This is a genomic window from Limnohabitans sp. (genome assembly GCF_017848645.1).
In the GTDB taxonomy this organism is placed as follows: domain Bacteria; phylum Pseudomonadota; class Gammaproteobacteria; order Burkholderiales; family Burkholderiaceae_C; genus Limnohabitans_A.
On sequence record NZ_JAFEIF010000029.1, the window covers coordinates 21,519 to 33,345 of the forward strand.

The 11,827-nt window shown below is 53.1% G+C and carries 6 protein-coding genes; 5 read left to right on the top strand and 1 reads right to left on the bottom strand.

The window, feature by feature from the left end; translation table 11 throughout:
• The first annotated feature begins 91 nt into the window (after positions 1 to 91).
• Genes QZ190_RS07225 through QZ190_RS07245 form a run of 5 tightly spaced genes read left to right on the top strand, consistent with a single transcriptional unit; the run spans position 92 to position 9,965 of the window.
• Complete coding sequence (locus QZ190_RS07225) at positions 92 to 2,776, top strand: sigma-70 family RNA polymerase sigma factor (protein ID WP_291915102.1); 2,685 nt, start codon at positions 92 to 94, stop codon at positions 2,774 to 2,776.
• Between the two features lie 38 nt (positions 2,777 to 2,814).
• Positions 2,815 to 4,266: an ATP-binding protein gene (locus tag QZ190_RS07230; RefSeq protein WP_291915103.1), complete on the top strand. Its 1,452-nt coding sequence runs from the start codon at positions 2,815 to 2,817 to the stop codon at positions 4,264 to 4,266.
• Positions 4,263 to 7,175: a Z1 domain-containing protein gene (locus QZ190_RS07235; protein ID WP_291915104.1), complete on the top strand. Its 2,913-nt coding sequence runs from the start codon at positions 4,263 to 4,265 to the stop codon at positions 7,173 to 7,175. The genes QZ190_RS07230 and QZ190_RS07235 overlap by 4 nt, the downstream gene beginning before the upstream one ends.
• Positions 7,159 to 8,169 (top strand): PD-(D/E)XK motif protein, encoded by a 1,011-nt coding sequence (locus tag QZ190_RS07240; protein ID WP_291915105.1) that lies wholly within the window; start codon positions 7,159 to 7,161, stop codon positions 8,167 to 8,169. Before QZ190_RS07235 ends, QZ190_RS07240 begins: the two co-directional genes overlap by 17 nt.
• A 2-nt stretch (positions 8,170 to 8,171) precedes the next feature.
• Positions 8,172 to 9,965, top strand: coding sequence for an AIPR family protein (locus QZ190_RS07245; RefSeq protein ID WP_291915106.1), 1,794 nt, complete (start codon positions 8,172 to 8,174; stop codon positions 9,963 to 9,965).
• 69 nt (positions 9,966 to 10,034) lie between these two features.
• Here QZ190_RS07245 and QZ190_RS07250 read toward each other — a convergent pair whose 3' ends face one another.
• A complete protein-coding gene (locus tag QZ190_RS07250; protein WP_291915107.1) occupies positions 10,035 to 11,567 on the bottom strand; it encodes a DNA cytosine methyltransferase in 1,533 nt (510 codons plus the stop codon).
• Positions 11,568 to 11,827: the final 260 nt, after the last annotated feature.

Consider the following 11,827-nt stretch of genomic DNA (forward strand, 5'->3'; position numbering starts at 1 on the left):
GGACAAGCATTTATTCAGAGCACATCACGAATATAAAATTTAACAACAAAACAAAAAGAGCCGGCTTTGCTGTTAGAAAGCAGGCGATCTTATGAGCGATACCGTAGAACAACTCAAACCAACGCTGAGCAGCTTCTTCCGAATGGCAGTAATTGCTGGGGTCGAAGGCGCGGTCCGCGTTCATATTGAGCGTGGTGATGATCTCAATGCGAGAGATTCAAGTGGTCAGACTCCTCTAATGCTCGCAGCGTCGAGGAACAAGCCACAGATTTGTAGACAGTTACTGGAGGCTGGTGCCGACCCGCTTTTGATCGACCAGAAGGGAAACAACGCACTTCTAATCGCCCACACAAAAGGCGCGCTGGAAGTAGCTTTGCTTTTGGAGGCCGCCTGCGTATCCATTGCTCAAACTCGCATGACAGGTAATGCCTTTGATCTGAACGATGTGCATGCCAATAACGTTTCGCTCAACGGGTTTGCGTTGCAGTCTGAAAAGATCGAAACGGACATAACGCAAGATCTGAATGCCACAGATCAAAATAAAACTATTGAATGTGCTGTTGTGACGGTTCGCACAGCAATGCAGCTGATCGACTTCGATGAAGACGGTGCGATGTTAGACCTTTCAGGCTGGGAAGCCGAAGTTGAACTCGTTATGCCCGATGGCGATCCGATGGTGCTGAGTAATGCCACAGAAGTTCAAAACGCCATTTCTAAGCACGCCCCAATAGACCGCTCTGTCGATTGGGATGAATACGAGGTATTTTTGCCAGAGCGCGCGTCGCCGTTGCCTAGAGCAGACGATGCGGAAGCCCGGGAGCGACTGCGTCTCCTCCTCCTGCGAGCGGTCCGCGAAGGGAGCGTACCGAACCAGGCCATAGAAGACCTGACCATTAACGATGATCAGACGCCAAACATCGATGCCGAAGCATTGCTACGCATGGTCATCAACGATCTGGGCGCGGAGACGGATGAGCGCCATGAATATTCAACGCACCATGAAAGCTTCGTGGCGCATGTAGATAAGCGTGAGTCATCAGACGAAGAGCAAATCATCGATGAGGCCATTTCCTTTATCGATGAACTAGAGTCGGGCCGCAATAACCCATTGCGCCATTACCAGCGCGACTTTCAACGCGGCGCTCTGCTGACTGCCGAAGAAGAAGTGGCCCTTTCTAAAGCCATGGAGAACGCCATCGATTGTGCTCTGGATGCGTTGGCAATCTCCATCAGTGGTATTGAAGCTGTCATCCAAGCTACTGAATTGGTGAAGACTAAAGAAAAACCATTGCGATGGATGTCTTCTGGTTCAAGGGGTGATGTCGTCGATATGGGAGTTCAACAAGGTGTTACGAACCCATTCCAGAATGATGACTTTGAGCAAGACTGGAAGGGCGATAAAGGCTTGGAGATCGAAGCCGATGCCGATGCCAATGAAATTACGCAAGACGATGATTTTTCCGATTTTCTAGCAAATGCGGATCGCCTATGGACTATCACCCAAAGGCTGGAAACACCCACCACCTCAAATAACAATGCCATGCGTGAAGCACTGGGCTCATTAGGGTTGTCTGGTGCCTATCTTTTGGAACTTGACGAATCAAGAAAGATTTCAGAGATTGAACCAGCCCACGAGCTTCATATTGCGATGAGGGCATATTTGGCCGCTAGAGATCGAATGGTTGTTGCAAACCTAAAACTGGTTCATTCAATCGCCAAGAAGTACCTCTACAGCGGCATGTCACTGGATGATTTGCTCCAAGAAGGAAACATCGGTCTCTTAAAGGGTGTTGAACGTTTCAACTGGAGAAGAGGTTTTAGGTTCTCGACTTATGCCACTTGGTGGATACGCCAGCAAGTGAGTCGATACGTCGCAGACAAAGGTCGGACCATCCGTGTTCCAGTCCATATCCATGAAAAGCTTCAACGGATTGAGCATGCTAGGCGCGACTTTGAAACGGATTACGGTCGAACCCCGGATGTAGTTGAAATTTCGGAACTTGTGGAGTTGGCGCCACTCAAAGTTGCAGCCTACATGAAGATCGTAGGAGAACCACTGCCAATTCACGAACTCGACATTGATAGCATGATCGCCAGTGATGCTCGTGATGAATACACTGCACCGGATCCCATAGACATCGTGGCTGAAAAGGAGCACGTCACAGCGGTTCACAAAATACTTGCAACGCTGAAGCCTAAAGACGAGCAAATTCTTAGGATGAGATTTGGCATTGGAAAAGGCGATGCCATGACGCTTGATGAGATCGGAACCCAGATGGGCGTTACGCGAGAGCGCATTAGACAAATCGAATCTAAAGCAATCCGCTACCTGAAAAACCCAGGTCGGCTCGCCGCCTTATTGACTGAACTTAATGGCCCTAATACACCTGAGCACCTAAAGGAAGACGAGGAAGCATATGGTTCTTCACATGACCTCGTGGATGAAGCGCAGGTCAAAAAACTAGTGGAGGCACTCACACACAAGGCACCACGAAAAAACGTGCATAAACCTTTCCCTATTAAGGTGGGAATTCCAACTTTCGACGTGGAACCAAATGAGCCTGAGACTCGTACAAGTGCAGTATCAGTTCAGGTCCAGAAGCTACTGGATGAAGCAACAAGGCTTGGTGCATCCGTGCAGTTCGAACCGCAAGGTGCAGGAACTACTATCTGGGTAGATTTCAGCATTGCTGCAATTACACCACCCCGATCCTTGATTCGGAACTTGGTGTATTCGGGATTTAGTTTGTGGCCTGGTAGGGGTTACTGGAAATGACACAGAAAACGCGCAGTGCGCCGCCACGAGCGGCGGCCATGCTCGAATCACTTCGGGGGCTTGGCTATTCCACCGCCGCCTCGTTGGCTGACATCGTCGACAACAGCATTTCCGCAGGCGGGACCGAAGTACGCATCGAGTTCGTCTGGGACGGCGCACATAGCCGAATCACCATACTTGACGATGGGCGCGGCATGGATGATGGCGAGCTTGAGAGCGCGCTGCGACTTGGCGACAAAAATCCGCTCGACGCTCGCGAAGCCCGCGATCTTGGCCGCTTCGGCATGGGACTTAAAACTGCGTCATTCGCCCAGTGCCGCAGACTCACGGTCGCTTCCGTCAAAGACGGAGCGCAAAGCTGCCTGCGTTGGGATTTGGAAGAATTGGCCTCTCGGCCCGACAGCGATTGGCTGCTTTTCGAGGGTCCAGCCAAAGGCTCCAACCCCTACTTGGCCCCTTTGAAAGGCAAGCGTTCGGGCACTCTGGTTTTGTGGGAGTTGATGGACCGCATAGTCTCCGACGGATACACCGCCGACGACTTCAACGACTTGGTCGACAACGTCGAATCCCATCTGGCCATGGTCTTTCATCGCCTTATTCAAGGGCCGCGTGCCAAATTCAAACTTCTTTTGAATGGCCAAGCAGTAGCGCCCTGGGACCCATTCATGATGGGGCACCCCGCCAAGCCATGGTCGTCTCCAACCACTAATCACTCCACCGAATACGGCTCCATTGCCGTACAGTGCCATGTCCTGCCGCACCGAGATAGGTTGACCCCCGCCGAATTTGAAGACAACGGCGGCCCGGCTGGCTGGACCGCGCAGCAGGGCTTCTATGTCTACCGCAACGAACGGCTACTTGTGGCTGGCGGCTGGCTTGGCCTTGGCAATGCCCGAGCATGGAATCGAGAAGAGGCCCATCGCTTGGCCCGCATCCGTATCGACATCCCTAATACGGCGGATGCCGATTGGAAAATCGACGTTCGAAAATCGACCGCTCGCCCTCCTGTATCACTCCGACCTTGGCTTATGGCCCTGGCTGAAAACACCCGCGAGAAGGCTCGTCGAGTATTCGCCTTTCGCGGAACACCCGCGCCCTCGCAAGGTAATGTCCCGATCGAACAAGCATGGCGCGCCGAACGAGTGAAAGCGGGCATTCGGTATCGGATTGAAGAGACCCATCCATCGGTCGCCGCCGTGCTGGCCAAAGCTGGAGCTCTTGGGCCGCTGGTCAAGTCTATGCTCCGCGTGATCGAGGAAACGGTGCCGGTGCAACGCATCTGGCTCGACACCGCCGAAAACAAAGAAACGCCGCGCACCGGCTTCGAAGGCGAGCCTAACGAGGCCGTCGTCGAGGTAGCCCAAGTGCTCTTCGACGACCTCTTGGAGCGCAAGGGGCTGTCGATCGAAGAGGCCCGCAAGTCCTTGCTACGCACAGAACCCTTCCAAAAATACCCCGCGCTCGTCGCAAAACTGGGACTGGATAAATGATCGAATCAGAAGCTGCCGCCGCGCAAGCCGAATTGCTCGAGAACGTTGTTGCCACGGCGCAGCGACTCATTAAGGCCGAAAAAGACAAATCTAAGATCACGCCGACATTCATCGCTGAAAAAGTGAATCGTGCCGCCGACATATTCGCGACCGATAGCCCTCTACCAATCGACCAGCAGCAAGCCGTCGCCATCTTGATTCAGCGGTTTAGCCATTGGATGGGCAAGGCCACCACGCTCAAGGACGACCATGGGCATCTAGATTGGCTCAATGCCGCGCGCAAGAAGGACTGGCACTACTGGCGTCGCTACCGCGATTACCAAGAGGACAAGCTATCCGACGTGGTTGTAGACGGCTTGGACGAGGCCACCGACAACATCTTGGGACTCTTAGAAGACCCATTGCGAACTAGCGCATGGGATCGTCGCGGCTTGGTCGTCGGCCATGTGCAATCTGGCAAGACCAGCAACTATTCAGGGTTGATCTGCAAGGCAGCCGACGCGGGCTACAAAATCATCATTGTCTTGGCTGGCATGCACAACAATTTGCGCTCGCAAACGCAAATGCGCCTTGAAGAAGGCTTCCTAGGCTACGAAACCACTGACGACCGCGGTGCAGGTAAAGCAATTGGTGTTGCCTTTTTTGGTGATGACTTGAAAACCAATTGCGCTACGACGCGAGCGAATAACGGCGATTTCAGCAAAGTCACTGCCAAACGTTTCCATGGAATTTCACCCGAAGAGCGTCCCTGGTTGTTTGTGGTCAAGAAGCAGAAAACAGTCCTTACTGCATTACTCAAATGGTTGCAAACACGGGTTACCGACGCCACCGACGATGAAGACGGGCGCAAGCTCATCACCAAGCTACCGCTTTTGATGATCGACGATGAGGCAGATAATGCTTCGGTGGACACAGGCGAGCAACTGTTCAAAGAAGACGGGTCACCTGACGAAGAGCATCAACCGAAAACGATCAATAGTTTGATCCGCCAAGTCCTGCAGACGTTCACGCGTAAGGCATACGTGGGCTATACCGCCACCCCCTTTGCCAATATCTTCATCCACCACAAGGGCACGACAGCTAAAGAAGGCCCGGACCTGTTTCCGCGCTCCTTCATCATCAACTTGGCCGCCCCATCGAACTACGTCGGGCCTGCCCGACTCTTTGGCCGCATGACTAAAGAGGGCCGTGTGGGAGCTTTGCCTCTAGCACGCGACATCGTCGACAACTACGATCCACAAACCGAATCCGGGTGGATGCCGCCCAAGCACAATAAGAATCACAGGCCAACTTACAACGGGCAAGAAACCATTCCGCCGTCGCTTCGCGATGCGGTCTACTCTTTTGTCTTGGCGTGCGCAGCCCGCGAGCTTCGCGGTCAGGGTTCGCAGCACAGCTCCATGCTGATCCACACGACACGATTTGTGGCGGTTCAAAATCTAGTGCGGAAACAAGTGGAAGAAACCGTGCGGCGGATGCGCCAGAAAATTACCCGCGGAATCGACGCGATCGAGCTTCTTGCCAAACTTCAGCAGCTCTGGGAAGACGACTTCTTTCCGACACGCGACGAAGTCGCCGAGCTCTCTCCACCCCATGAGCGTCCTCCCACAATGCCTAGCTGGGAAGAAATTCTGGCCGCTTTGCCGCTTGTTGTAGGAGACATCGAAGTACGTTCCATAAACGGCACCGCCAAAGACGCGCTCGACTACGCTGCTCCTGGCGTGGCATTGAAGGTCATCGCCATCGGTGGCGACAAACTAGCTCGGGGACTTACGCTTGAGGGGCTCTGCGTTAGCTATTTCATCCGAACAACGCGGATGTACGACACGCTCATGCAAATGGGCCGTTGGTTCGGTTATCGCCATGGATACCTTGACCTTTGCCGTCTTTACACCTCTCCTGATTTAGTGAAATGGTTCGGCCACATTGCCGATGCCTCCGAAGAGCTGCGCGAAGAGTTTGACTTCATGGTAGCGGCGGGTCTCACGCCCGAGAAGTATGGGCTGAAAGTCAAATCACACGAAGTCTTGACGATCACTTCACCTCTGAAAATGCGTAATTCAGAAACGTTGTCTCTCACATACAGTGGGTCGCGCCCTCAAACCATCTTGTTTCATCGAGATGCAAAAATCCAGGCGGGCAATCTTGCAGCCGCAGACGCGCTCCTTGCGTCTATGGGGCCACCAGCAGTGGTCGGCCCCGAATACAAACGTGATGGCAGCGCAGACAAATGGGAGCAATCAACTCTTTGGAGAGACGTCGAGTCCTCCAAAATTCTTTCGTTCTTGGGGTCCTATGTCACCCACCCTAACGCGACCAGTGCAAAAGCAACTGTCTTGGCTGACTTCATCACGAAAATGGTTGAGATTGGCCAGCTGAAACAATGGAGTGTCGCTCTCTTGGCCGAGGGCAGCGGCGTTGGTGATAGGCATGATTTTTCTTGCGGTATCAGCGTTCATAAGTACCCTATGCGCACACCCGATGCACTGAAAAATCTTGAGGTCCCTGCTGAGCAAGCCAAGTTTGCAATTGGTGTGCTCACAGATCCATCTGACGAAAGCATAGATCTTGACGATGATGCTTGGCGTAAGGCCCTTGAGCTTACCCTTGCCGCCTGGAAGCCCGAATCTGCTCGCAGCCGAAAGGAGCCACCAACCATTCCAAGTGGTAAAGGCATACGCATGGCGCGCGGGCTACTGGGTGGGCCCTCAGATCGCGGCTTGTTGCTTCTGTATCCACTATCGCCCTACAAGGGCAAGGACAAAATTCCCGAGAATCAGATAGTGCCTGAGTGGGATAAACCCATCATGGCGTTTGCTATCGCGTTCCCATCGTGCGACAACGGTATACGTGTCGAATATGCAGCTACCCTTCTCTATTGGATGCAAGAATATGGCCCGTCCGAGTAAGGATTTCCTTTTGGCATGGTCGTCGCTGTCCGCTGACGATGCTGAGTTCGGCTGGCGTTCGATCGCCCTGCCTTCATCCGGCCCCCTGGAAGTGCGCGCGGGCCGCCGCTCTCCAGATAACGCCGAAGCGGTGTTGGTTGGTTTCCCGACCGCAAAAATACCCGCCGCCGACAAGCTCCCGGAGGGGCAAGGATTTTCCGTGGAGCGCGCCGACCTCGAGGGCGCGGGAAAACTCTGGATTGCCTTGACCCGCAAGTCCGCAGGAAGCACCGAACTTTTCGCTGCCATGTCGTGCGATGTCATTGGAGCATTGGATGACGCGGTAGCCGCGGGTGACAATGAGGCGCGTCTCGCTCGTGTCTGCATCGGTCGCGTAGGCGCATGGCAAGAGTTCATGCGCAAGGGCACGCGAGCACTGAGCCCCGAAGCCGAAATCGGCCTGGTCGGCGAACTTGTGATTCTGGGCACGATCATCAGCGCCGGAGTCGCTGCAGCCCAAGCCATTGAGGCCTGGGTTGGCCCGCTCGACGGAATTCAGGATTTTGAAATCGGCACAGGAGCTTTGGAAGTCAAGGCCACCCTCTCGGCGAAGGGCTTCCCTGCCAAGATCGGTTCGCTCGAGCAACTCGACGATTCGGTTCGCCAGCCTTTGTTCGTGGCGGGCACCCGGTTTCGACAAGTCGAGTCCGGGCAGAACCTTCCGGAATTTATCGCGGCCATGCGTGTCGCGATCCAAGGCAACGCGGAGGCCACGAGGCTGCTTTCCGAGAGGCTTCTCGCCGCAGGCTACATTGACTCGCACGAAGGCCGTTATCCCCGCAGATTTATTTTGAACGACATCCGGATAGTCAAGGTCGGCGCGGGATTTCCCAGGCTGACTCCCGGCATCGCGCCCGCGGGGATCACGCGGGCTATGTATGAAATCGATCTGGACAAAGTTCCGGGCGACAACGTGGGGGTCGATGTAGCCCTCAAACAACTGGGAGCGATTTGAATATGGATTTGTCTGAATTCCTGCGAGAGACGCAGAGCGCCGTCAAAGCGCAAATGCGTGATGGCGCACTGTATGAAGAAATTGTCTTCACAAGTATCGTGATGGAGCACATGTCTGAAATTGGCATGACTTTTGAACCTGTGGAGTGCCACTCGGGCATGATCAAGGTGGCGGGTGCAAACTTGCGCCTGAGTGGTTACGCTCTGTCCGAAGAAGGTGACCAACTTGATCTTTTCGTCAGCCTCTATGACAACGTGGATGTGCCTACTCACGTCCCCGATGCAGAAACCAAAACTGCAGTCGAACAATGTATACGCTTCTTGAAACTATGTGCAGAAGGCAAGATGGCGGAGAAGCTCGATCCATCAAGCGATTTACGCTCCTTGGCCGAGACGTTGCAGGCAATCTATGATGATTTGGAGCAAATTCGGGTCTACGTTCTAACTGATCGTGTGGCGAAGTCCAAGAGTTTCAAGACGCGCGACATCGGTGGCAAGGCCGTTCGACTGGAAGTCATGGACATCCAGCGCCTTCACCGACACTGGTCTGAGGGCAAGCCACGCGACGAGCTGATTGTCGATTTCAAATTGGTATGCGGCAGCCCGTTGCCTTGCGTCTATGTTCCTGGCGAAAGCGATTACGACTACGCACTGACTGCCATTCCCGCTGAGGCTTTACGCCTGCTATACGAGCAATTCGGAGCCCGACTCCTAGAAGCCAATGTCCGCTCCTTTTTGAGTGTCAAAGGCAAGGGGGTGAACGCTGGCATTCAAAATACCCTGCGCACCGCCCCCGAACGTTTCATGGCCTACAACAACGGCATCGTGATCGTCGCCGACAAGATGGAACTGGACAAGGCGGGCGGCGAAGGCACCACCGGCATCCTGTGGCTCAAAGGCCTCCAAATCGTTAACGGCGGACAGACGACAGCCTCAATCTACTTTACCAAGAAGAAGTTTCCGGAAACCGACCTTAGCCGCGTGCGCGTGCCGGCCAAGATCATCGTCATGCGTGATGAAGATTCCACAAAGGAGGAGGCGCTGGTCTCAGACATCTCCCGGTATGCCAACAGTCAAAACGCTGTACGCCAATCTGATCTTTCAGCCAACAAACCATTTCACGTCGAAATCGAAAAGCTCTCACGTTCAGTGTTTTGCCCTGACGGCGTGGGCCAATGGTTTTACGAGCGAGCTGCTGGGAGCTACAACACGCTACTCGCACGCGAGGGGACTACGCCCGCAAAACTCAAAGCTTTAAAAGAAGCAATTCCCACGGCACGTCGCATCACTAAAACGGATCTCGCGAAGTACATCAATGCTTGGGACAAGAAACCCGAAATTGTTAGTTTGGGATCGCAAAAGAACTTTGATCGTTTCATGGCAGGGCTCACGCCAGTTGATGGTCAGGAGGTCGCTATGCCTACAGTCGCAGAATACAAGGCCATGATCGCTAAGGCCAAGTTATACCGCGATACGCAGAAACACTTGCGCCCAATGTTCCAAGCTTTTCAGGCTAATGTAGTGGCCTACACGATATCGCTGCTTTCCGAAAAGCTCGGTCATCGTATTGATCTTGAGCGAGTCTGGAATAAGCAGGGTGTATCACCCGAGATGTTGGCGCAAATTGCCGTGTGGGCCAAAGAGGTTAATGAAGTGTTGCATGAGTCAGCTGGTGGAAAGATGGTGTCCGAGTGGGCTAAAAGGCCCGAATGCAAAGATGCAGTTATGAGCGCGCGCTACTCTGAAGTAGCTACCAATATTCCTGAGCTGAAATTTAACGGAACATCAACCACTTGATTGCGCCTCAATGCTTCTAGGTCGCGGAGTGATTTTCAGCGGCTAACTTACAAATCTATTCAATTGGGATCATGTATTGCTCAAAATCGTTGTCACGACATGAGCAATCTTGTTTGCAAGCAGCGATGGCACCGCATTCCCGACTTGATGGTATTGTTGGGTACGATTGCCTTGGAAAAAATAATTGTCTGGGAACGTTTGCAATCTTGCTGCCTCTCTAACCGTGAGGCTGCGACATTGCCGGGGGTCAGGATGAATGAAATAGTGGCCGTCTTTGGCGATGTGGCTAGTCACAGTCGAACTCGGTGCCTTTTGTAGCTGTACCCGAAATCGGTCAGCGAACTTGCCTGATTCCCAGTTGGCATGGTCAGGGGCAAGACCTTTGAGTGAAAAATCATGATGGCCCTTGGGTGAACGGTTAAAGGTTTGACCGTAAACAGCGGAAAAATAGTAGCGGGCAAGGTCACTGGACATGTGTGACCGTGTCTCATGGTTCAGCCAAACATTGAGCCTAGGATCCTGCACCCACTTATGAAATCTTGTTTGTCCATGGGAGGAGTTGCGGCGGGGAAATCTGAGCGCTCCTGTTGCGAGACTCCCGTTCATACGAAGCATGCCCGCTTTAAGTTCTTCAGCCAGTGTGCCCATGCGCTGCTCACGGGCATCTTTGTAGAGCCTATTGGCGTTGCCAAGTACCGCTTCACACCAGCTTGTATCGCTGTCGTTTGTGCTGAGTTTGCTGCGCAAAAGTGGCATTCCTAAAAAGGCATCCTCAACACAAAGCGGATCAGATTCCCGTAAGAACTTTGTTCCGTCGTAGCCAAGGTCCTCTCGCACGCCTAGCAAAATCACGCGATGTCTTGCCTGTGGTATTCCAAATTTTTCCGCTTTGATAATGAATTCACTGGCATCGAGATCCTCGGGATCATCTCCGTACTCAAACTTCGCAGGTGAAACAAGTGAGTGAATGGTGTACCGCGCGCCGCTTCTTTTGCCAAGCGCTTTGCCGGGATCTGTCAAGTCGCGAAGGATGTCATGAAAAACCAGTTTTCCCCCAACCTTTGCTGAAAGAATTCCTTTCACATTTTCCATCACAAAAACAGCTGGACGGCTGCGATGCAGGATTCGAAGATATTCTTTGTACAGAAAGTGTCTGTGATCGTCTTCGGCAACATAGTCCTGCTTGCCCATGTTGCGGGCACGCCCCACAAGCGAGTAGGCCTGACAGGGTGGGCCGCCGATCAGCACAGTTCTATCTTCATGCAGCTTTGCTTGATTTAGGAGGTCATCTAGTTTTTGGTTGTCTGTTGGATCGCCTAGAGTCAGTTGATGTGCCTCTTCTTCGGCAGCCCTCCAAGCGAGTGGAAAAAGATCGCCCGGACGCGGTGAATCGGCTGATTCGCAGAAACTGTAATAGGCATTCAGGGCTTTCTGGTCCCCACGTATTTTTCGAAAGAAGCTGCGCAAGGTGAGTGTTTTGTAAGCACTGGATTCCATTTCGGCTGACAGTGCAATGTCAAAAATGGATCCATTCTTGTAGGCCGCAAAGCCCTCTCCAAGACCACCGGGTCCAGCAAAGAGGTCGATAATTTTGTATGTCATTTATTTGTTGGTACTTGCCAAATCCACTAACTTTATGAGATCTGGTTTTGTGAGGTTTTGCAGTCCGGCAGAGCACTCCACCGAGCATATGAGTGCCGAGATGCGAAGGGGTGACTGTAACGTGAAGGCGCCACCAGACTTGCTATATCGCATTAGGCATTTAGCAGGCTGCTGAAATACTCACGTCGTCAGAGGGGCCCTGTTGCCCCGCTTCACGATTTGCCCGATTTTCTTTTCGTATTTTGAAATTTCAGCCCCCA

Coding starts and splice junctions, on each gene's coding strand:
- QZ190_RS07225 (WP_291915102.1), top strand. CDS start 92: ATGAGCGATACCGTAGAACAACTCAAACCAACGCTGAGCAGCTTCTTC.
- QZ190_RS07230 (WP_291915103.1), top strand. CDS start 2,815: ATGCTCGAATCACTTCGGGGGCTTGGCTATTCCACCGCCGCCTCGTTG.
- QZ190_RS07235 (WP_291915104.1), top strand. CDS start 4,263: ATGATCGAATCAGAAGCTGCCGCCGCGCAAGCCGAATTGCTCGAGAAC.
- QZ190_RS07240 (WP_291915105.1), top strand. CDS start 7,159: ATGGCCCGTCCGAGTAAGGATTTCCTTTTGGCATGGTCGTCGCTGTCC.
- QZ190_RS07245 (WP_291915106.1), top strand. CDS start 8,172: ATGGATTTGTCTGAATTCCTGCGAGAGACGCAGAGCGCCGTCAAAGCG.
- QZ190_RS07250 (WP_291915107.1), bottom strand. CDS start 11,567: ATGACATACAAAATTATCGACCTCTTTGCTGGACCCGGTGGTCTTGGA.